The organism is Paenibacillus sp. UNC217MF, assembly GCF_000686865.1.
In the GTDB taxonomy this organism is placed as follows: Bacteria; Bacillota; Bacilli; order Paenibacillales; family Paenibacillaceae; genus Paenibacillus_B; species Paenibacillus_B suaedae.
The window spans coordinates 54030-75380 of the sequence record NZ_JMLT01000019.1; the positions used below are offsets into that span (position 1 = coordinate 54030).

Annotated in this window: 23 protein-coding genes; all 23 read left to right on the forward strand. The window is 45.8% G+C overall.

Translation table 11 applies throughout. From position 1 onward, the window contains the following. Positions 1-3 precede the first annotated feature (3 nt). The 23 genes from BP95_RS0111890 (at position 4) to BP95_RS0112005 (ending at position 21304) form a co-directional block, all read left to right on the forward strand. Positions 4-543, forward strand: coding sequence for a histidine phosphatase family protein (locus tag BP95_RS0111890; RefSeq protein ID WP_021255939.1), 540 nt, complete (start codon positions 4-6; stop codon positions 541-543). 142 nt (positions 544-685) lie between these two features. Continuing rightward, on the forward strand, positions 686-1234 hold the full coding sequence (locus BP95_RS0111895; RefSeq protein WP_231515101.1) for a hypothetical protein: 549 nt from the start codon (positions 686-688) through the stop codon (positions 1232-1234). 145 nt (positions 1235-1379) lie between these two features. Further along, positions 1380-1877 (forward strand): DinB family protein, encoded by a 498-nt coding sequence (locus tag BP95_RS0111900; protein ID WP_028532264.1) that lies wholly within the window; start codon positions 1380-1382, stop codon positions 1875-1877. A 280-nt stretch (positions 1878-2157) separates the two neighbouring features. Next, complete coding sequence (locus BP95_RS0111905; RefSeq protein ID WP_028532265.1) at positions 2158-2772, forward strand: superoxide dismutase; 615 nt, start codon at positions 2158-2160, stop codon at positions 2770-2772. 119 nt (positions 2773-2891) lie between these two features. Then, complete coding sequence (locus BP95_RS0111915) at positions 2892-3554, forward strand: helix-turn-helix transcriptional regulator (protein WP_051249998.1); 663 nt, start codon at positions 2892-2894, stop codon at positions 3552-3554. A gap of 408 nt (positions 3555-3962) precedes the next feature. Beyond that, complete coding sequence (locus tag BP95_RS0111920; protein WP_021255934.1) at positions 3963-4490, forward strand: GNAT family N-acetyltransferase; 528 nt, start codon at positions 3963-3965, stop codon at positions 4488-4490. 116 nt (positions 4491-4606) lie between these two features. Further along, positions 4607-5122, forward strand: coding sequence for a hypothetical protein (locus BP95_RS0111925; RefSeq protein WP_028532267.1), 516 nt, complete (start codon positions 4607-4609; stop codon positions 5120-5122). A gap of 352 nt (positions 5123-5474) precedes the next feature. Then, positions 5475-8249, forward strand: coding sequence for an S-layer homology domain-containing protein (locus BP95_RS0111930; protein WP_028532268.1), 2775 nt, complete (start codon positions 5475-5477; stop codon positions 8247-8249). Positions 8250-8560: 311 nt separating this feature from the next. Further along, entirely contained in the window at positions 8561-8854 is a 294-nt protein-coding gene (locus tag BP95_RS34240; protein WP_028532269.1) for a creatininase family protein, read from the forward strand. Then, positions 8851-9390: a creatininase family protein gene (locus tag BP95_RS31895; RefSeq protein ID WP_028532270.1), complete on the forward strand. Its 540-nt coding sequence runs from the start codon at positions 8851-8853 to the stop codon at positions 9388-9390. Before BP95_RS34240 ends, BP95_RS31895 begins: the two co-directional genes overlap by 4 nt. A gap of 202 nt (positions 9391-9592) precedes the next feature. Beyond that, the gene (locus BP95_RS0111945) at positions 9593-10582 is read left to right on the forward strand and encodes an ABC transporter substrate-binding protein (protein ID WP_028532271.1); all 990 of its coding nucleotides are present in this window, start codon (positions 9593-9595) and stop codon (positions 10580-10582) included. A gap of 81 nt (positions 10583-10663) precedes the next feature. Continuing rightward, on the forward strand, positions 10664-12436 hold the full coding sequence (locus BP95_RS0111950; protein WP_028532272.1) for an ABC transporter ATP-binding protein: 1773 nt from the start codon (positions 10664-10666) through the stop codon (positions 12434-12436). Beyond that, a complete protein-coding gene (locus BP95_RS0111955; RefSeq protein WP_028532273.1) occupies positions 12429-14189 on the forward strand; it encodes an ABC transporter ATP-binding protein in 1761 nt (586 codons plus the stop codon). Before BP95_RS0111950 ends, BP95_RS0111955 begins: the two co-directional genes overlap by 8 nt. A gap of 330 nt (positions 14190-14519) precedes the next feature. Beyond that, positions 14520-14729: a hypothetical protein gene (locus tag BP95_RS0111960; RefSeq protein ID WP_028532274.1), complete on the forward strand. Its 210-nt coding sequence runs from the start codon at positions 14520-14522 to the stop codon at positions 14727-14729. A gap of 28 nt (positions 14730-14757) precedes the next feature. Then, positions 14758-15459: a hypothetical protein gene (locus tag BP95_RS0111965; protein WP_028532275.1), complete on the forward strand. Its 702-nt coding sequence runs from the start codon at positions 14758-14760 to the stop codon at positions 15457-15459. Next, complete coding sequence (locus BP95_RS0111970) at positions 15459-16649, forward strand: glutathionylspermidine synthase family protein (RefSeq protein WP_028532276.1); 1191 nt, start codon at positions 15459-15461, stop codon at positions 16647-16649. Before BP95_RS0111965 ends, BP95_RS0111970 begins: the two co-directional genes overlap by 1 nt. Continuing rightward, complete coding sequence (locus BP95_RS0111975; RefSeq protein ID WP_021255925.1) at positions 16649-17329, forward strand: hypothetical protein; 681 nt, start codon at positions 16649-16651, stop codon at positions 17327-17329. Before BP95_RS0111970 ends, BP95_RS0111975 begins: the two co-directional genes overlap by 1 nt. Continuing rightward, the gene (locus BP95_RS0111980; protein WP_021255924.1) at positions 17326-17715 is read left to right on the forward strand and encodes a DUF350 domain-containing protein; all 390 of its coding nucleotides are present in this window, start codon (positions 17326-17328) and stop codon (positions 17713-17715) included. The genes BP95_RS0111975 and BP95_RS0111980 overlap by 4 nt, the downstream gene beginning before the upstream one ends. A gap of 267 nt (positions 17716-17982) precedes the next feature. After that, positions 17983-18759, forward strand: coding sequence for an inositol monophosphatase family protein (locus BP95_RS0111985; RefSeq protein WP_331281223.1), 777 nt, complete (start codon positions 17983-17985; stop codon positions 18757-18759). Between the two features lie 55 nt (positions 18760-18814). Beyond that, the gene (locus tag BP95_RS0111990) at positions 18815-19537 is read left to right on the forward strand and encodes a thioesterase II family protein (protein WP_028532279.1); all 723 of its coding nucleotides are present in this window, start codon (positions 18815-18817) and stop codon (positions 19535-19537) included. 292 nt (positions 19538-19829) lie between these two features. Next, positions 19830-20363, forward strand: coding sequence for a GrpB family protein (locus BP95_RS0111995; protein WP_028532280.1), 534 nt, complete (start codon positions 19830-19832; stop codon positions 20361-20363). A gap of 23 nt (positions 20364-20386) precedes the next feature. Continuing rightward, a complete protein-coding gene (locus tag BP95_RS0112000) occupies positions 20387-20767 on the forward strand; it encodes a hypothetical protein (RefSeq protein ID WP_028532281.1) in 381 nt (126 codons plus the stop codon). 39 nt (positions 20768-20806) lie between these two features. Continuing rightward, positions 20807-21304: a GNAT family N-acetyltransferase gene (locus BP95_RS0112005; RefSeq protein WP_028532282.1), complete on the forward strand. Its 498-nt coding sequence runs from the start codon at positions 20807-20809 to the stop codon at positions 21302-21304. The last annotated feature ends 47 nt before the right edge of the window (positions 21305-21351 follow it).

The following is a 21351-nucleotide window of genomic DNA, read 5'->3' on the forward strand; positions in this document are numbered from 1 at the left end:
GGAATGAAGATTGGGCTAGTGAGACATTTTCCCGTTCAGTGCAAACCGGAGAAGAAGTGGATGAGCTCCGCGGATTTCAATCATTGGGTTGAGCAGTATGATCAAGCAGAGGTCATCCTTGCTGATCCTCCAAATGACACCACAGTGTGGGATCTCTGTGTGTCTAGTAATTTATCAAGAGCAGTGACAACCGCCGAGCATATTTATAAGGGCAGGATTATCACAACCCATCGTCTTCGAGAGATTGGAATGCGTTCCGTGTTGCAATCGAACGTCAAGCTGCCGCACATTGTATGGATGATCTTGTCACGATTGGCATGGCTATGCTCTCATTCTTCACAAGAGGAGACGAAGCAGCAAACATTATCAAGGGTTAAAGAAGTTATCGATTGGATTGAAGCGGAAAATCAATCGAATGTCCTTGTCATATGTCATGGGGCATTGATGAAGGTTGTGCATAAAGAACTTGTCCAAAGGGATTACAAAGGGAAAGTGGAATGGAAGCCCCAAAACGGGAAATTGTATGTATATGTGAAAGGTTAGGGCGGATTGGAGGCGTAGAAAAGGCAGTTATCCTTGAAATGCAATAACGAAGATAAATGTAAGATTAGAAAAAGAGTGATCAATAAGATACTAGGCTTTCTTTGATAAGAATGAAAGTACCACAATAATAAGGGGATATGCTGTGTCGAATGAGAAAGTTACCTTAAGAGATCTCGTTTTGGATAAACCATTTGCATATAAATTAAGTGTGATGTTGGAAAGTAGATTAATCGGGTATAAGCATTTTTATCTGTTCTGTGATGAAATCATTGACGTCTATACGAAGCCACCATATTGGATCATTCAATTAGCAGTAACAAAGTATCAGGCAAGTGCGATTAGTATTGTGAATCATTACCTTTATTCCGAACCATTTATAGAAAACGATCCCAAGCTCTATGATCAGTACATTGCATGTTTATATCTCAGATATGCAAGAAACGAATTATCATGGGCTTCTTTCTTATGCAAATCAGGGGAGTATTCGGATGGGACAGGAAGCGTAAAGGAACCTTGTGAGTATTTTTATGATTTGTTGAATGAATTTGAAGAATCGGAATATAGCAGTGAATTGGAGAAACGCCAATTATGTGAAGTAGTTGAGATATTCAGAAGTGATATTGATGCCATGAATCCAATTTATCAGATGTTCAGAGGATACTACAAAAAATATGTGAATCGTAATCTTTGATCATTACCTAGGAAATAATCGCGAGAAATGACCTAGCATGGCTATCTTTAAATTGTAATCGAATCAACGATTGTTACAATGAAACAGGACAGATCGTAAATGTGTAGTGTTCCAAATGACCTGAAATTGATATGGAGGGATCGCCCTGCAGACCTTTTTTCGTTATAACTGGACGGTTCGAGAACAATGGTATCAATGGTGTAAAGATATCCCCTACGAGGAACTGGTTCGTCCGCGAATAGGTGGAGTCGGCGGAATCTTGCCCACGCTGTTCCATGTGGTTGACGTGGAGTGGAGCTGGATTCGTGTACTGCAAGGAAAGCAGGACTTCGAAGAAGGATTCGAGAAGTACAATACGCTTGAGAAAATCATTCAACTAGATGAACAGTTTCGGCCTGAAGTAGAAGAATTTGTTCGCCCATGGAATGACAGCATGGAGACGCGTCCTTTTTATGATCATCGACCAGACGGCACTGTACTTGTGTATGCTTGGGGAGAAGTGATGCGGCATGCCATAGCCCATCACATTCACCATATCGGTCAGCTATCGGTCTGGGCAAGAGAAGTCGGGAAGCAGCCAGTGTCGGCTAATATGATTCGAAAAAACCTTATTCAACCAAACATGACCGCAGATCATTTGTAATAGATATGTTACCTACAGCAATGGGACGAAGAAAGAACAGCCAGTTTTCAGCCTGTTATATTGTACGAAGCTATTGCATGTCAACAAAATAGGTAGTTGAGTGAAGACAATCCATTCGAGGCGTTCGAAGGGTGCGTCTTTTTTTTATTGAAATACGTGAACCATGTATCTCTCCTCAAATGTTTCCCTAAGGAAAAATAATTTACTATATACAAAAGTTTTGGGTAAATATATAATTAGAGGTATATCCGGATATACGAACCAAGAAGGAGATGATTACATGAACGTATTTACTTTGCCAGAACTCCCGTATGCATACGATGAGCTGGAGCCTCATCTGGATGCAAGAACGATGGAGATCCACCATGGGAAGCATCATGCCACTTATGTGGCTAATTTAAATAAGGCGTTGGAAGGCCGTACGCAATTTGCAAATGCTTCGGTTGAAGAATTGATCAGCAACTTGAACGATGTACCGGAAGAAATACGTGCTGCGGTTCGCAACCAAGGCGGGGGACATTACGGGCACAGTTTATATTGGTCGATTATGAGTCCTACCGGCGGGGGCAATCCATATGGAGACATCTCTAAAGGGATCGAGAAGCACTTCGGCAGCTTCGAACAGATGAAGGATGAGCTGACGAAGGCGGCAATCAGCCGATTCGGATCTGGCTGGGGCTGGCTCGTCGTGAACGGAGATAAGCTTGAGGTGATGAGTACACCGAATCAGGACACACCACTAATGGAGAACAAAACGCCTATTCTGGTGGTGGATGTGTGGGAGCATGCTTACTATTTGCAATATCAGAATCGGAGACCGGACTTCGTGTCCTCCTGGTGGAATGTAGTGGATTGGGAAGAAGTGAACCGCCGCTACAATGAAGCTGTACGTTAATCACGATGTGCGTAAACGTTGCGGAAGCAGGACGCTGCTTCTGCAAGGTGTGGGCTGCATCACAGCGATGGAATATACGGAGCTTGGAGCATTGAATGATTAGAGAAAGGAGCATGCGCATGAGTATGAGCCTAAATAGGAGTGTAGTAAATCTTTCCGGCCAAGACAGCACCTCCAGAGAACAAGTATTGTTCTGGCTGAAAAAGCTCGGTACAGTCACAGTTCAGGATCTGATTGATCGGATGGATGTGACAGGCGTTGCAATTCGGCGATATATAACGGAACTGCAAGAAGAGGGGCACATCGTAACGAAGGTGCAGCGCCATCAGGTTGGCAGACCGACACATTATTATCAACTGACTGATTCTGCATTAGAGCTGTATCCACGTCAATATGATGAACTAGCGACTGAACTGTTCGATGAGCTTGAGGCGCTGTACGGGGAATCGGGAGTGGCTTTGTTCTTCGAACAGAGAAGCACTAAGCTGAAACGACGATATGAAGATACAGTTACTGGAGAAACGCTAGAGGATCGGCTGGAGGCGCTCGTCAGAGTGCAAAATGAACAAGGCTACATGGCAAACGTGCATCCGAATGCAGATGGCTCCTTTTCCTTCGAAGAGAAGAACTGTCCGATTGCCAAAGTGGCGTGCAGGTACGGCCATGCCTGCCGCTGCGAGCTGCAATTATTTCGTTCCTTGCTCCAAGTCCAAGTAGAGCGTACAGCATGCATGGCTGAAGATGGAAGTGTGTGCAGTTATCACATTATGCAAGATTCGTAAATGTAAAATCAATATCGGAGCATGTTCAATAAAGCTTCCCTAACAGGCTTTTCGAGCATGCTTTTTTTGTTACCTTCATATTTAACTCATAACATCGGCATGTTTCGAATTATGACACTATCGTTAGCGGATGAATGGATGTATAATAATGGATGATGTTTTGCGGAAACCTTTTGCGGCCAATCTGCATCCAAGTAGTAGAACAATTGCATTAATAGCGTCGTTGCAATAATAGATTAGCATCTAAGAGGGAGGTGAAAGGGTAATCCATAATTGTAGAATCAGGATTCTAATGGCTGCCCGTCCTGCATTTTGCCTGAATGCCGCATGATAAGTCGCAGTTGGTTATACCAGCTGATGAAAAGCGATTTGGAATGACACATTCACGCAAAAATAGGAGGAAGTACAATGATAAACTATCAAGTAATGACGGAAGCTCAAGTGGACAAATTGAAGGAAATCGATCGCTCGGAGCATATTGAGCTGATTTATGAGATGCATGACGGCAAGATAACGGAAATCCATGCGAACCACGAATGTCCGAATTGGGACATCGAGCAGCTGCAGGAGATGGAAGAACGATATGTATACGAACTGCAGAACGGCGGTATGGCCGTCGGTGCTTTCGATGGAGACACCTTAGTAGGCTTCGGCGTATTGGCTCATCAATGGCGTGGGGAGCAGCACGACCAGCTTCAGGTTGATCTCATGTATGTATCTCGGACTCATCGCAGACAAGGGATCGGATCGCGCATTATGAATGAGTTGGCGGAAGAAGCGAGAAGAAGGGGCGCAAAGCACCTCTATGTTTCTTCAACGGAAACTCGCTCGGCGGTATCCTTTTACAAGAGCAATGGCAGCCAGTTGACGGATGAAGTAGATCCTGAGCTCTTCCAAAAAGAGCCGAAAGATATCCATATGCTGATTACGCTATAGTGGTACGCAGCAGGATCGCTGTATTGCACACGAAGGTCTGCTTGACGTTTGCTACCGTCACAGAGCCGTGGACGGTTTTGATCCCGACGTAAAGGTTATTTGGAGGGTGTAGAATCTTGGAGCACAGTTTCTTTGTGAGCCAGAATGAGCAAGACTATTATCCCCGCTTTGCTTGCGGAGTAGCGAGCATGATGATGTTGTTGTCTTATCACAAGATGAACTTGGGGTTCTCGTTTGTGCAACTGGCAGATGAGCTGCGCTTGGCGGTTCCTCCCTTGGAAAAGGGATACAAGGAAACGGATCCGCAAATTGGAGTATATCCGGAAGATGTGTTTCGGTTCCTATACAAGCGGGATATTCCGTTTCGAATGTCGTTCTACGAGGAAGAATGGGAAGCTTGCTTACTCGACGGCCCGATTATGGCTATGGTTTCGGTGGAACGTGACAGGGAGGAAGAGGATGAAGACGATTGCGAAACGGAAGCCCACTGGGTAGTACTGATTCGGAAAGAAGAGAATCACTTTTATTATCTAGATCCTTGGTATACGTCGGATTTCGATTATTGTCGGGTGATAAGTGAAGAAGATTTTTTCGTTTCGTACACAGGGATCGCCTGTCAGATTATTGCATAGCCGGAAAGCGGGAAAGTCAGATCTTATTGAACAATCACTATTTCCACGACAAGGGGCAAACTCAAATAAGCCTGAAGATGAAAGTATTGCGCGATGCTCGTTAGATTGGGTGTAATGATTCAGTGCCGGCGTGTTAGCCGGCACTTTTTCTGTTCATTCTTTTTGAAAACATATATGAAAAATTCAGGAAAAAGTGAAATCAAAGCAGCTATAAACCGATGAAAGGATAGTAAGACATATAGAAAAAAAAGGGGGAAACGAAATTGAAAAAGAAGGACAGGCAATCGGCTTGCTGTTGGGAACTCCGGAAGGCAGCATTGAGATACAATCATATTTCTAATGGAGGTCGACAATGAAACGGTTAATTTCAGCGTTGCTATGCCTTATGTTAACCCTCACGGCTCATTCAGGTTCGGTGCAAGCCAAAGTGAATAGTGGAAGTACTGTTAGTGAACAGCAATATACACGTATCGGCGAGGATTACGACATTCTTGACGAGAATGTGTTGCTGGACAAAAAGGACGGTAGCATTTGGACTTGGGTCTTGAACAAAGATTATTTAGAAACTTTAGATTTCTATGTAGGTGAAATGTACCACATTCCGGGCTTGCAGGATGTGAAGCAATTTAGATACAAATCGCGTGAGATAGACGGTAGAGATATTATTAACTACGTTGCGTTAAAAAAGGACGGAACCGTTTGGTATTGGGACTCAAAAACTGGCGAAGCCGACGCCACTATTATACATAGCCCTATGAATACTCCGTCGCCCATCAAAGATTTGGATAACGTAACTTCAATCGTCGCCGATTTTTTCGACAGCTATAAATTCAAGACCTTGTTCGTATTAAAATCAGACGGTTCGGTGTGGAGTTGGGGAAGCGAAATAGGCGATGCCACGTCGACTCCGATTCAATCCAAGCTGCTTGATGATGTCGCATCCATAAATTCTGCGCGCGGTTTGGTATACGCGGTTAAGAAAGACGGTTCGGTATGGAGGTGGAGTACAAGTTCGTACCTTCCGGATTATATCTCTGAAAACAAAGGGCCCGAGCAGATCAAAGGACTTGTCAATATCGTCAATATACAGCTAAGCGGTTATGAAAACTTTGCATTCAAGCAAGATGGAACGGTCTGGTCCTGGCCTGCGTATGAGCCTGAAGCGATTCCCAAGCAAATACACCAAGCAACAGGCGCTCGGGCTATGGTTGAGTTTAGCATGATGTCGCGCATGATGTTGCTAGATCAATTTATTGACACCATGTATTCTTTACAAACGAATGATCAGCTTTGGTCCGTGTACAACGATGATAAAGTATTCCCCGGGCTTACGGATATCGCTACCATATACCTTAAGCACCGGGACAAATATTCTACATGGTATTATGCGTTCAAAAAGGACCAGACATTGTGGGCGTGGGATAATAGTTATGCTTCCTTGCCAAAGCTTGTTGTGTTCACGAAAGGCACGGCAGCTGACATTCGCTCTGGGACAACAGAAATATCAATTAGTAAACGTCCAAGCACAACAGAAACACCGAATGGCGAACGTACTGGAACAACAGAGACACCAACTGGGAAGCGTCCTGAGGCAGTAGTTCAGCCAGAAAAACGAACATCGCCTGAAATCAGCCTTTATCCATTTATAACGATGCTGCAGCCTGGCGGACAACAGCCGATAATCGCAACCAACGTGGTTCCCGGGACTCAGATTACGTATACCATTGACGATCCGAGCATTGGTACCCTGGCCAATGTGAATGGTGTACCGGTTGTAAAAGCGATCAACTCGGGACAAACCGTTGTGCGCGCTACCATAAGCAGACCTGGTGTACCGAATGAGACGACTTATGTATTGCTGTATGTCATGGGTGGCAGCATGCAGTCCAATACGTATCTCACAGCTGTCCGTTCGCTTCCTGACATTGACAAGCAGAATCCGCTTATGGTGGAAGGATTGACACAAGCAGGAGAGCTTGTGATCTCCGCCGCAAGCACTGAGAAGATGACTCCTGTTAACGGCCAGTTTGTGATCACATCCGAGCTGATTGCACGTTTAGCTGGAAATGCGTCTAAGGAGAAGTCAGCAATACAGCAGACGCTATCAGAGAATAAGATTACACTTGCGAGAGAACTGATTGTGAATGCGGAAATTGTGACTTTATCCAACCCAAATGAATATGTGTTCAAGCTTAATAAAGAAGGCTTAGTGGGCCGGAAGGATATTGACTATATAACCGTTCATGCAGGGGATGCGAAACTCGTATTCAATGTTGCGACCGCAGAGCGACTGTTCCAATCGCAACCGGTTATCGTTATTCGTCTGGCGAAAGAGAGTAACGGCGGATATCGTGTACAGTTTCAAAATGAGCAAGGGCAGGAGCTTTCGGGCATACCAAGTAATATTCAGCTCATTCTGCCTACTAGCCAAATCGATGCGACAAATACAAGTGTGTTCTATGTGAATGGGAAGGCTAGGGAGCCGATCGGTGGGAAGTATAATCCGTCCAAAAACGGCATGGAAGCGGAAATCAATCGTTCTGGAACCTATCTTGTAGAAGAGAATTCAAAATCATTCCCGGATATGAACGGCAGAGATCCAGAGTTGATGCAAGCGGTTCAGTTTCTAGGCTCCAAAGGAATCGTTTCTGGAAAAGGAAACGGCAATTTTATGCCCGATTCTCTGCTAACCCGTGCAGAGTTCACGACGATGCTGGTCAAAGTGTTTAACGCTATGGATGAAACGGCAAAGGAAAGCTTCTCGGACGTGGAGCCGCCGCAATGGCATCATCCATTTATCGCTTCTTCCGAAAAAAATCATATCGTCGAAGGTTATCCTGACGGCACATTTAAGCCGGATCGTACGATAGAACGCCAAGAAATGATCGCTATTGGCGCAAGATTCCTGCATGAGAGGAAGCATTATTATTACCCTTCGAATCCGGAGGAGTACTTAAATCGATTTGTAGATAAAGAAACAGTATCCAAGTGGGCTAAGCCCACAATGTCCTTGGCTGTGAAGCAGCGCCTGATCGATGTTCCTGCCGATAAACAGATTAAAGCACGCGAGGCGGTTACGCGCGGGGAAGCCGCACGAATGCTGTATCGTCTTTATTTACAGCTGTGACCCTAGCAATAGCACCGATAAGCAGTTCGCTCCAGATACTTTCTGGCAGCTACTGAAGGAATAATCGACAAGGCTTGTCATAAGCGCATGACACCATTTCAACATAAAAACCGCTCCATATGGGGCGGTTTTTTATGTTGAAATGGGTAGTTGTATGTTAGTGTGCAAATCGCTACGAGCGAAATTGCAATATGTACAACGTTTTACTCTTATTTCAATCTAAGTATACCAAATGTTTACTTCCAAATATAGACTTGTTATTTTCTGGTTTTTCCATACAATACAAACATAATGATAGGGAGGGATCTTCCATGTATTCTATTTTCGAAGACACGATGGCGGATATGGCGTGGACAGAAATTGAGAGCAGTATTCAAAAGGGGGCGATTGTGCTGCTTCCCTCGGGTGTCATTGAACAACAAGGGCCTCATTTGGCTACAGGAACCGATATTTACGTAAGCCATCTTATTTGCAAAAAGATAAAGCATGAACTAGAGAAATCGGAAATCGAAAGCATCATTGCTCCTCCATTTTATTGGGGAATCAATCATGTGACAGGGGGATTGGATTCCCAGGCTCCTTTACAACTCGAAAAGAAACGATGAAGCATGTCCTTTTTGATATCTTTGCATGTTTGCACCGTTGGAACGTAAAACATGTTTTTCTTATAGATATACATGGTGATCATCAGAATGGGATCGCCCTTTACGAAGCGATTGGGGAAGGGCGAGAACAGTTGGGGCTTGATATCCGATCTGTCATTTCTCATTGGGTTGCCAATGAGCTGCAAATTGATCAAGATAACAAGAACTTTCTTATCTTTCATGTAGACTTGCCAGCATCTCCGCAGCCCCAATATGTTGATGTCCACGCAGGGGCTGGCGGAACGGCAATGATGATGAAGTACTTTCCGAGTTTAGTGAATGTTCAGTTGGCAAAGGAATTGGAAGCTACGAATCTTACTTATGAGGAGTTGAAAAAATGGCAGCATGGCGGGGATATCGTGAGACAGATTACGCCCCTTGGTTATGTTGGAGCCCCGTCAGAATTTGAGCAGGTAAATGTTGATGGCATGGATTTTGTTTCTGTTTTTAGTCGGCAGGCAGCATTTTCAATGAAAGAATACATGGGAAGATTATAAACGAAAATACATGTTCTACATATAAAATTATGACTGCTCCCATGTGGGGCAGTTTTTTGTTGCCATTATCCGTACAACCGCCAAACTACTCCGTTTACTGGTGGTCAGGAAGAAACGGAAGGTAGTAACATGAATCTATTGATAATGGTTCTCACTACTGTCGTCGATAAGTTTTAGAACTCGAAAAGGGGAAGTAGAGAAGATGAAAACAATGAAACGATTCACGGTAATGTTATGTGCATGTCTGCTGCTGATTGCAGGATGCGGCAATCATGATGCCAATGATGTCAAGGAAAATGCAGACAAAGAGAAAGAAGTGGTACAGCAGACAGTTGCGGGCAATAAAGCAGCATCAGCGGCAGCGTACCCGCGAACGATTACACATTTGTCCGGCAAGACGATCGTGGAAGCGAAGCCGCTTAAGATCGCAACGCCTTATATATCCTTTGTCGATTATATGGCCGTATTGGACACGTATCCGATTGCCGGTCAAGGAATTGAAATTATCGAGCGGAATTTCCCTAGCTTGAGCAAGCAAATCGCAGGCAAAGGAATTCAGGACTTGGGTATGGAGACCAATCTTGAGAAGCTGCTGGCGGTTCAGCCGGATTTGATCATCGCGGCAGATGATATGAAGGAGCAGTATGAGCGATTGTCGCAAATCGCCCCGACGGTTATTTTCCCGCAGGCTGGAGAATGGCGAGAAACGCTGAAGCAAATTGCTGAAGTCATTGGCGAGGAGGAGAAGGCTGAGCAGGTGCTCGCGGAATTCGACCGCAAGAGCGCGGAGTATAAGGAAAAGCTGGCGTTCCGCCAGAATGAGTCCGTTCTATTTACGATGTATAGCGGCAAAGAGATGTTCGTCATGTGGAATGACGGTCGATTTGATCCGTTCTATAAAGGACTTGGCTTGAAGCCAGTGGAAGCTGCACATGCGAACGGTCAGATAACGCTCGAAAGCCTTGCTGCATTGAACCCGGATCATTTGTTCGTCATCAACAACTGGCAGAATCCGATCCAAGGCGGTGTTAGGGAAGCGATGAAGATCAGCAAGGTGTGGAACAGCATGAATGCCGTGAAGAACAACCGGGTGTATGAGCTTGCAGACCCTTCACTGCCTGGGCCAATGGCATTGGCGAAGATCGACGGGATCGAGGAAATCATGCAGGCTATGGGGAAAAAGGATCAGTAAGATTAGATGGATCCATAGTTCCAGTTATTCGCTGTTCGTTTTAGATTGACTGTTTGGGATAAGGAAGGGAGATGCTGCATCATGGCAACGACACCATTGCCGTTTATGCTGCGGCTGGTACAGAAGCAGCGCGTCAAATTAATCGCCTCCTGTATCTGCTCCGCGGCAGGCGCTGTATTTGCTTTGGTTCCGTACGTGCTTGTGTTCCGCATCACGGATCTCTTGCTGCGCTCGACTGTGGAGTGGCACGACATACGTTGGCTCATTCTTATGGCCTTTATTTCGATATTGCTGCGCTTCATCTTGATGGGGGCTTCGACGATGCTGGCGCATGCCGCAGCATTTCATGTGCTTTATGATTTGCGTGCGTGCTTGATCAATAAGCTCGGCAAACTGCCGCTTGGCTTTTTCAGTGAACAACACTCAGGACGTGTAAAAAAAATCGTAGCCGATGATGTGGAGCGAATTGAGTCTTTCATCGCTCACCATCTTCCGGATTTGACGGCTTCCCTTGTGGCACCATTGTTAACGATAGCATACTTATTCAGCGTGGACTGGAGGCTTGCGATCGCCGCCTTGCTGCCGATTCCAGCAGCTTATGCGGTTCAGGGCATTATATTATTGCGTGGAAGACGCTCAGAGGATATGAAACAAATGCATCATTTATCGGAAACGATGAACGGCGCAATTGTTGAGTTTGTCCATGCGATGCCTGTCATTAAATCGTTTAATCAAACCGTACATTCCTTCGCCCGCTATCGCAACTCTGTTGAAAGCTATGCGGCCTTATGGGGCGAGATTGCCCGTAAAAAAACGCCGCTGTATACGCTGTTCCTGCTTCTATTGGAATCGGGATTGCTGTTTATTATGCCGCTGGGAGCTTGGTTGTACGGTCAAGGAAGTGTAACCTTCCCTGTGCTTGTATTGTTTCTGCTGCTCGGTGTCGGATTAACTGCACCGCTGCGCCAGATTTCTACCTTGGCTCATATGATGCAGAACAACATGGAAGGGGTTCGGCGTATTCAACAGCTGTTAGCGGAAGAGGAGCTGTCATCCTCCATGACCGTCTGCACGGGGAACATGCCAACCCGATTCGATATTTCCTTTCAAAATGTCACGTTTGCGTATGAGAACCGGGAAGTGCTGCAAGGCATACATTTTACGGCAGAGCATGGTAAGGTGACCGCACTCGTTGGGCCTTCAGGAGCGGGCAAGTCAACAGCAGCTCAATTAATCGCACGTTTTTACGAGGTTTCAAGTGGAGCGATTCAGATTGGCGGGATTGATATCCGCTCGATCCCACCAGAGCAATTGATGGATATGGTGTCATTTGTGTTCCAGGATGTTCCGGTCGTGAGTGATACAGTAGCAGCTAATTTGCGCATGGGAAAAGAGGAAGCTCAGGACGATGAGCTGATATCTACTGCTAAAGCCGCGCAGGCGCATGAGTTCATTATGGCGCTGCCAAACGGCTACAATACGTTGATTGGAGAGGGCGGCGTGCACATCAGCGGCGGAGAACGACAGCGCATCGCGATTGCACGTGCCATTTTGAAGGATGCTCCGATACTTATTTTAGATGAAGCCTTTGCATTCGCAGATGCGGAAAATGAAGCGAAAATTCAGGATGCACTAAGCAGACTGATGCATCAACGGACAGTCATCGTGATCGCGCATCGACTGTCTTCGATAACAGATGTCGATTGCATCGTCGTCTTGGAGGATGGACACATATGCGGCATGGGCACGCATGACGAACTGCTTGCGCACAATCCGCTGTATGCCGGCATGTGGATCGCGCATCGCGAAGCAGACGATTGGTCGCTGGAAGGAAAGGACGAGGCCTATGTTTAACACTATACGCTTCATAACCGGTCGTTCGGGAGCCTTATTCACTCGAGCAACACTTTTCACCATCGTGGAAATGGTCGCAAATGCCGCGCCAATGGGGCTGCTATTCGTGGTGTTGATATCCTTGTTCAACGGTACGCCTACGGCCTTGGAAATTGGCTGGTGGCTGGCGATTCTGCTGCTGTTATTTTGCGTCCAAGCGATATTTGCGAGTATGGGCCAGATCGATGCACAGCGTACAGGCGCATTGATCATGAAGGATGTGCGGCTGCGCCTGGGCGAACATTTGCGCAAGCTGCCGATGGGGTACTTTTCACGGAAGGATCAAGGGGATATAAGTCACACGCTCTTGGCCAATGTGGATGAAGTAGAAATGATCTTGACGCATCTGTTCAATCAATTCATTGGGGCGATTACACTGCCCATCGTAAGCGCACTGTTCCTGCTGCTTGTCGATTGGCGATTAGCGCTCGCTGTATTTGTATCCGTGCCCTTCGCCTTGCCATTATTATTCTGGTCGCAGCGAGTGATGGCAAAGCGCAGCAAGCAGCGGCAATCAGCAGCAGTGGCTGTAAACTCGCGTCTATTGGAATATGTACAGACGATTCGACTGATGAAGGCTCACAATCAAACAGGTCAGCGATTTAGGAGATTGGAGCAAGCCATGGCACGACTGCGAGATGATAGTATACGAGTGGAGGCAATGACTTCGCCTGTTGTCATGCTGTTCTCCATTGTGCTGGAACTTGGGTTTATCCTGCTGCTTATGGTGGCTTGCTACTTGCTGGAAGACGGGGTTATCGATGTCTCTGTGCTGCTTATTTTTCTGGTTGTCAGCATGAAGTTCTATCAGCCGCTTCGTGTGGCAGGCGCTTCACTGATTCAAATTCGCTATATGACCTCTGCAGGGGAGCGCATCAGGGAGATTTTTGATGAGGAGCCATTGGAAGAGCCTGCACAGCCCCAGCTTCCGCAATCATTCGGGATTGAATTTGATCATGTATCGTTCAGTCACGGGGATGCTGAAGTGTTACAAGATATTCATTTGCATATACCCGAAAATAGCCTGACCGCTATCGTTGGGCCTTCTGGTGCAGGCAAGTCAACGTTAGCGGGTTTAGTGTCACGCTATTGGGATGTAACGAAAGGTGCTGTAAGAATTGGCGGCGTAGATGTGCTTGGGATAAGAAGCGAGGAGCTGTTAAGTCGAATTAGTACGGTGCAGCAGCAGCCATATCTCTTCAATGAAACGATTGCAGCCAATATCCGGATGGGCAAGCCGGACGCTTCGGATGAGGAAGTGGTGAAGGCAGCTAAGGAGGCTTATTGCCATGACTTCATTATGAAGCTTCCGCGCGGTTACGCTACGATTGCTGGAGAAGGCGGGGCAATGTTGTCAGGAGGAGAAAAGCAGCGAATTGCGATCGCTAGAGCCATTCTCAAGGACGCACCAATCATCATTTTGGATGAAGCGACGGCCTCGCTGGATCCGGAGAACGAGATGCATTTGCAGCGCGCGATTAAGAAGCTGACGCAGCGCAAGACAGTGCTCGTCATCGCTCACCGCCTGAAGACGATCCGCGGAGCGGATAACATCGTTGTGCTGGAGCAGGGTCGGGTTGCGGAGCAAGGCACACATGAAGAATTGCTTGCGCATGAAGGCACGTACTATCGCCTATGGCATGAGCAGCAGAAGATTGGCGGCTGGAAGATTGGGAGAGGGGTTGCAGGAAGAAGGGAGAAATTAGAAGAGTAGAGGAGTAGGGGAATGAGGATAGCGATTACTTCATAATGTCCCATTGATTCTTGGGCTTAGCCTTACGCAAGTTATTGATTGTTGATACCAGGATCGGGTCAGAAAGGATAGAGATATTCGATCTAGTAACACGAAGAGCTAGATAACATTTCATTCACGAAAACATCAAATGAACCGTTCTAAAGTGAAATGGACTGTAGTACCCATTTACTTTGGAGCGGTTTTTTTCATGCAGGAATGGAGGTTCTTGTCTACAATTCGTACGCTAAAATGATATACTAGGTAAGCTAAAGAGGATTATTTCATCATTAAAGATGGGAGAAATGTGTCATGCAATCAAATATCCTAATTCTTGAAAAAACGTCTTCAGGAGAACTGGTGAAAATAGACGAGCGTGCATGGACTACCAGTATGGTGCAGCTGCTTGAACATGCGAATTATTTGCTCGTGAATGATGCGGAATATGAGATGCTGGAGGGCCGGCTGAATGTAAACACCGGCAATTTTGAATTGCTCGTCGAGTCAGTTCGAAAGCCTTGAAAATATACCGGAAAGCAGGGAAGGAATAATGGAACGAAATGAACAGGAGCAGAAGACGACAAGTCCAGAGACGACTGAATCCTGTGCGACTTCGGCAAAGCCGCTCAAGGTATTAAGCACATCCCTGGGCGTTGCGCTCGCCGCCAATCTGCTTATGAGTTCGTCTGCGATGGGTCAACAGAGTGCAGCTCCGTCTGATCAGGCGAAGCTGGTTGAATGGTCGACAGAGGAAGTAAAGCAGTATTTCGATGCCAATATGGACTGGAACATTCCAGTACCTGAGGAGAAACAATCAGAAGGCAGTAGTGTTGGCGGTAGCGCTGGCAGCGGATCATCCGGAGGAGGCAGCTCGTCAGGGGGAGGGTCATCTCATACGACATACGTCCATCACGGAGGATTTGGCTGGGATGACATGCTGCTCTATCACATGATCTTCAATCGAGGAAGCGCGTATTCCTCTACGAGTTGGTCTTCAGGCGGTAGCGTGTATGATACGCGGACGAATTCACCTTATCGTGCGAAATCGTTCTCCTCTGATAGTTTTCAGAATCGTCCTGTCGTAAATTCGAGGGTTCGACCTACTACTTCGAACGGCTCGGGTTCCATTATTCGCAGATCGTCGGTTGGATCAAGTAAATCAAGTTCCTCGTCGCCTGGAGGAATCGGCGGTAAATCAAGCAGCTTTAGTTCGTCAGGCGGTTCCAAAAGCGGAGGGTGGTTCGGCGGATAATGGGATTTGAAGTCATTGGTCAGCCGCATCCGAATCGAGCAGAACGTGTCGCGCAATTGGCAGAGCTCGGATTCAACTGGGCGAATATCGAAGAGGAACAATATTGGGTAGATCAGGTCATTGCAATCAATGCGGGCATGAGCCAGGAACTGCATGTGGTGTCGGCGAAGCTGTGGAGCATCTTTGACAAGGCTGCCCGTTTTATTATCGGTCGCAGAGACCTCTATGAACTCCTCTCGATTCCGGAAGTGTTATGGGACGGCTTGGAGCAGATTGAGCCTAATGAAATAGGCAAGCTGAGTCAATATGCTCGGTTTGACTTTGCTATCGATCATAATGGATCGATTAAGCTGTTGGAGTTGAATGCAGATACCCCAACGGGGTATGTAGAAGCAGCAGTTGCTACACCGTGGGTGTGCAAGCAGTACGGACTTGAGACACCGAATAATGAAATGTCGAAGCGAGTGAAGGAAGCCTGGGCGAGTAATCCGCCTGAATATGCTGCATGTGTAGGTTATGGTGAGCATGCAGAAGATTCGGGTACGATTGACATGCTCGTTAAGCATTCAGAGTTGCCGATGCGATGCATCGATTGTCTGGATTTATGGGTGGATCAAGGGGAGCTGAAGGTAGGAGAGCAGACGATACGCAGTCTGTTCGCGCTGTACCCGAAGGAATGGATGGCCATTGACGAAGGTGGAGAAGCACTTGCTTATTCCATTGAAAATGGGTATACAACGATACTGAACTCACCGCATGCGATCATTTTGCAATCGAAGGGACTGCAGGCGGTTATTTGGGCGATTCATGAACTAGGCTCAGAAATGTTCACGCAGGAAGAGCATGCAGTCATTGCGCATTACATGCTGCCAACATACAACAAAGCTGTCTTTGACGGAAGCTATGTATCCAAGTCGATGTTCGGCCGCGAAGGTGGTTCTGTGCGGCTATTCGATTCGCAAGGAAATGTAGAAACCGAAGATAAGGATGGATTTGATACAAGTCGATTCTTCAGCAGAGTCTATCAAAAACGTGCCGAAATGGCACAAGTGGATTTGCATAACGGCTCCTTTCATTTATTAACGGGTGTGTTCGTCATCAACGGGGTGCCATGCGGGATACTTGGCAGAGTTGGTGGGCTTATTACCGGGAATAACAGCCATTTCATAGCGATTGGAGTGAAAAAATAATGAGCCTGAATCGAAATAGCGGGAGTCGAAATCACGACATTCGTGTTCAGCAGCAAAAAAAGAAACGAATGATCAACAATCTGCTTGTGCTAGGGATATTTGCTTGTCTAATTATTTTCTTCGTGTACATCATTAATCTCGGAGCTGAGGGTAACGACAATTCCACAGAATTAGATACAGCAACGGTACCTTGGGATTATAAGATCGAGAGCGCTAAGGTAGGAGACATCATCGGAGGAGATATGACAATCCTGCCGGATAATCAACTGCTGCCGAATGACAACAATTATGCGACTGGTGATCAAGTATGGACACTCAAGTATATGACAGCTAATATGCTCCCTATTAACGAGAAGGGGAACGATATTAATTTGTCTTCATGGGAACCGATTAAATCGTACTCATCCAAGGAAGCGGCCGAGAGAGATTTGAAGGAGCTGAAGCTCAACTTGAAGGCCGAGGTTGAACTAGTGGGTGTGTACAAAACCGAGTACCAGGGTAAACACCGTCAATTCGCCGTGATTACACTTCCATCCGGACATACGGTGAAGCAGCCAATTGATGACGTGCGTTACCAGAAGTTCAAAAACAAGAAAAAGGTCAGCGTGATGCTGGAGGAAGTTCATGATTTTGTGGACTATGATTTAGCGATGGCCAAATTCCGGGGGTGGGCAGAATGATATTTGTGAATATTTTGATCAGTATTCTTACGATCATGGCGTTGCAATTTATCGGCATGTATGTGTTCAGTGTGCTGACGCCATTTAATGATTTCGAAGAATTGAAGAAGGGCAATGTTGCAGTAGGGCTTGCGATGGGCGGCAAGTTCATGGGCACGGCAATTGTGCTCGGTGTGTCGGCTTTTACGAACTCATCCATTATCCATATGGCACTATGGTTTGGCGTTGGATACATCTGTTTGATCGCAACGTATTTGCTGTTTGATCTCGTTACTCCGAAGATGAGTGTAGCTGAGCAGTTGCAGAATCGGAATACTGCAGTTGGCATATTATTGTGTTTCCTATACATTGGCATGGGATTCGCTATTAGCAGTTTAATCATATAATCGCTTGTGTACACAAAGACTCCCTGATTAGTAACTTAGGAACATGAACTTTTGTTCTATAGAAGGGAGTCTTTTTTCGTGTGGCTGTCTCAAGGCAAGGAATGGCACCTTCTTTTACAAAATGATTATGTTGTACATGATGTATCTATGAATTGCCTAGTTAACTCGAACCTAGTAAACTGTATACAAGATCTGGAAGATGAATCGAGTTAGTTAGGAGGTTATATTCTGAATCAACATGTCATTCAGGATGCTAGAGATGCAGCAATCAAGGCGGCTCGACAAGCTGGACAGGCGATTAAGCAATTGTTCGATAAAGTCGCACACGTGGAAATGAAAGATGAGCATGGAGATGTCGTTACAGAGGCTGATCTATTAGCGGAAGCGATCATTGTGAAGGAGATACAGGCGGCCTTCCCCGATCATCAAATCCATAGTGAGGAAGCAGGAATTATTGGAGCCAGCAGCGATTGGCAGTGGCTTGTAGATCCGCTGGACGGAACAAATAATTTTGCAATTGGTATGCCACTCTTCTCCTGCTCCATCACCGTTATGTATCAACAAGAACCGGTTGTGGGCGTGGTGTATGAGCCGATGACGGATCGACTATTTCACGCAGCAGTTGGGAATGGAGCCTATTGCAATGACCAGCGAATGCAAGTGAAGAGCTGTCCTAGCTTGCACAATGGGAATATTGGCTGGATTCAAGGGCATAAGGTACAGCAGGATCCTACCGCAGTTGGCTTGCGCCATTATATTGACACGAGATGCAAGCGAATGATGCGCCTATGGGCTCCAACCTTGCAATGGTGCATGCTTGCCAAGGGAGATTTGGATGGAATCGTTCTGTATAAATCTGAAGGAGATGACATGTATTCAGGCATTCTGATGGTTAAGGAAGCGGGCGGATCCGTCATTGATTTTAATGGGGAAACGTTTACTGGGATGAATTTAGAGCCATACCTTATCGCTTGTCATCCAGACCATGAACAAGAGCTGTTGCGAATGGTGCGAACGGGCATGTCAGTGCCAGCACGATTGTAACTTCAATCGTTATCAATGCTTTTATAGATATAGCTATATATTTTAGGAGGTAAAGATGAAGCCAGAGATGAAATTATTTTGTTTCCCGTATGCAGGAGCGTCTGCCATGATTTATAACAAGTGGAAAGCCCATATGGCAGAGGGCATTGAACTGATCCCCATAGAATTGGCAGGCAGAGGCAAGTATTTTGGAACCCCGTTCTATGACAGTTTCGAAGACATGATCGAAGACGTGTATCGCAAGATCGAAAGTCAGCTTGATGAAGGCCCCTACTCGATATTCGGGCACAGTATGGGAAGCTGGATTGCTTATGATCTCGCGCACAAAATATCGGAGCTGAAGCGACCTGAGCCCAAGCATATCTTTTTCTCCGGGCGTAGAGCACCGCATATCGAAAGCAGACGGACGAAATATTACGATCTCCCGGACGATGAGTTTCTGGATGAGATTATTCGATTAGGAGGAACGCCCAAAGAGCTGCTTGAAAATAAAGAGCTTTTAATGATGTTTCTTCCTGTATTGAGGACGGATTTCAGACTTGTAGACTTGTATCAATATGAAGAGCGTCCGGGTAAGCTCTCCTGCAACATTACTGTATTAAGCGGGGAAGAGGATGCAATTTCTTTGCCGGATTTGCATGCTTGGGAGCAGCACAGCTCGGCCGATTGCACCGTTCATATGCTTCCAGGCGGGCATTTCTTTATTAACGATCAGACCGTGCAAGTAACTGATATCTTGAATCGTACCTTAAAACGTACGCTAGCCAGACAATACTGAGCCGGAAAAGCATATACCAACTTGCATGTTTTATCATGCAAGTTCATTAGCGCACATGATTTTAATGCTGCGCTTTTACATCAACACTGCTGACGCTTATCTTCGTTCCGTTGCTATATTTGATGACCGGGCGCAAACGAAAGTTTATCGAACAAAGCTTCTAAGAGTGAGTAAAGTTATTGTATAATAGTGGAATATGACATAGCGACGCGCGACCCGACTTGAGATAATCTTATCTAAGTCCGGGTCGCGTTATTGTTGTAAAGAGGAACGAAACGGGAGGTATGAAACAATGCTGGGTCTTTCGAAAGGAACCGTCCATATCCATAACTATGATCCATGTTGCGTTGAATCTTTTCAGGAAGAGAAAGCGATTCTCACCCCTATATTGGGCGATTGTGTAATTGACATTCAGCACGTGGGAAGTACGGCAATCGGAATTCAGGCGAAACCGATCGTGGATATGGCAGTCGGCGTAAACGATCTTGGGGACATATCAACATTTAATGATAAACGCTTGAGGGAGCATCAATATTACAGACTACAGGTACAGCTTGAGGACGAAGTCGTGTATGCCAAATTTTCAAGCCTCGAAAATCTGGTTAAGACTCACTTTCTGCACGTCGTTGTTCATAATAGCGAGAAATGGAATGCGCTACTTTTATTCAGAGACCAATTAAGAGCCAATCCGAATCTTGCACAAGAATATGTCGAGCTAAAGCAGAGCCTCGCAGCGTTATACAGCAACGACGAACTTGCTTACACCGCAGGAAAAGAAGCATTTGTGAAGAAGGTAATACAGGATTTTCGTTCGAATAACTCTTAGATCAGAGAGGGAAGTGATTCAGTATGAAATCTCCTGGCGGATCGATATTTCCTTACTATTACAAGGGTGGGGAAATCCACTGCCTGAAGTACGGAAGCCATTATTCGGATACAGAAAAGCTGTTCGAATTAATGAAGCAAGAAGAGGAATTTATCCTTCACACCAACAGGAGATTGAAGGTATGGGTGGATTTTTATAAGACCACGATTACGGAACAAGTGCTGCAGCAATTTATCACGCATATTACGAATTTACAAGCATGCATTGATAAGCTGTCGATAGTAGGGTTAACAAGATTCAATATGTGGAGATTAAAAAGAAGAATAAAAAAGTCGGGAATCAGACTGAATATGTCCTTCTACGAAGATCCTGAAGATGCAAAGACATGGCTCGTAAGCGATTAGAAAGAATTCTATTAATAGATATAAGAGGGGGGGATTAGAATGAAATATACGATTAGACCAATAAGGGAACAAGACATCTCTTTTTTATGGATAACGCTATATGAATCTTTGTATGTACCGGAAGGCAAGGAATCCTTCAGCCGCGATATTATTAACGAACCTTCCATTTCGAAATATGTGGAAGATTGGGGCAGGGAAGGCGATCTGGGTTATATCGCTGAAAATGCCGAAGGCGAATCCATTGGCTCTATCACGGTGAGATACTTTAGTGAGGATAAACGAGGGTACGGATTTGTAAGCAGCGAAGTGCCGGAACTGGGAATGGCAATTTTACCGGCTTATCGCGGACAAGGATTAGGAAGCGCTTTAATGAAGAAATTGTTTGCTGGATTGAGCGAGCAGGGAGTTGACCGCGTATCCTTAAGCGTAGATCCAGACAATGCGGCAGCCGTGAAATTGTATCAACGCTTCGGGTTCAAGGCAGTAGGTGAGGTGGGAACGTCCATCACGATGCTGGCTCATGTAAATAGGGCATGAACAAAGGAATATGAATAGGAACGAGATACATAACGTACTTGATAACT

Bases quoted from the DNA above. Each gene is read 5' to 3' on its own strand.
- BP95_RS0111950 (WP_028532272.1), top strand. From the start codon at position 10,664: ATGGCAACGACACCATTGCCGTTTATGCTGCGGCTGGTACAGAAGCAG.
- BP95_RS0111920 (WP_021255934.1), top strand. From the start codon at position 3,963: ATGATAAACTATCAAGTAATGACGGAAGCTCAAGTGGACAAATTGAAG.
- BP95_RS0111905 (WP_028532265.1), top strand. From the start codon at position 2,158: ATGAACGTATTTACTTTGCCAGAACTCCCGTATGCATACGATGAGCTG.
- BP95_RS0111980 (WP_021255924.1), top strand. From the start codon at position 17,326: ATGATATTTGTGAATATTTTGATCAGTATTCTTACGATCATGGCGTTG.
- BP95_RS0111970 (WP_028532276.1), top strand. From the start codon at position 15,459: ATGGGATTTGAAGTCATTGGTCAGCCGCATCCGAATCGAGCAGAACGT.
- BP95_RS0111995 (WP_028532280.1), top strand. From the start codon at position 19,830: ATGCTGGGTCTTTCGAAAGGAACCGTCCATATCCATAACTATGATCCA.
- BP95_RS0111915 (WP_051249998.1), top strand. From the start codon at position 2,892: ATGAGTATGAGCCTAAATAGGAGTGTAGTAAATCTTTCCGGCCAAGAC.
- BP95_RS0111975 (WP_021255925.1), top strand. From the start codon at position 16,649: ATGAGCCTGAATCGAAATAGCGGGAGTCGAAATCACGACATTCGTGTT.
- BP95_RS0111960 (WP_028532274.1), top strand. From the start codon at position 14,520: ATGCAATCAAATATCCTAATTCTTGAAAAAACGTCTTCAGGAGAACTG.
- BP95_RS0111890 (WP_021255939.1), top strand. From the start codon at position 4: ATGAAGATTGGGCTAGTGAGACATTTTCCCGTTCAGTGCAAACCGGAG.
- BP95_RS31895 (WP_028532270.1), top strand. From the start codon at position 8,851: ATGAAGCATGTCCTTTTTGATATCTTTGCATGTTTGCACCGTTGGAAC.
- BP95_RS0111945 (WP_028532271.1), top strand. From the start codon at position 9,593: ATGAAAACAATGAAACGATTCACGGTAATGTTATGTGCATGTCTGCTG.
- BP95_RS0112000 (WP_028532281.1), top strand. From the start codon at position 20,387: ATGAAATCTCCTGGCGGATCGATATTTCCTTACTATTACAAGGGTGGG.
- BP95_RS34240 (WP_028532269.1), top strand. From the start codon at position 8,561: ATGTATTCTATTTTCGAAGACACGATGGCGGATATGGCGTGGACAGAA.
- BP95_RS0112005 (WP_028532282.1), top strand. From the start codon at position 20,807: ATGAAATATACGATTAGACCAATAAGGGAACAAGACATCTCTTTTTTA.
- BP95_RS0111965 (WP_028532275.1), top strand. From the start codon at position 14,758: ATGGAACGAAATGAACAGGAGCAGAAGACGACAAGTCCAGAGACGACT.
- BP95_RS0111930 (WP_028532268.1), top strand. From the start codon at position 5,475: ATGAAACGGTTAATTTCAGCGTTGCTATGCCTTATGTTAACCCTCACG.
- BP95_RS0111955 (WP_028532273.1), top strand. From the start codon at position 12,429: ATGTTTAACACTATACGCTTCATAACCGGTCGTTCGGGAGCCTTATTC.
- BP95_RS0111990 (WP_028532279.1), top strand. From the start codon at position 18,815: ATGAAGCCAGAGATGAAATTATTTTGTTTCCCGTATGCAGGAGCGTCT.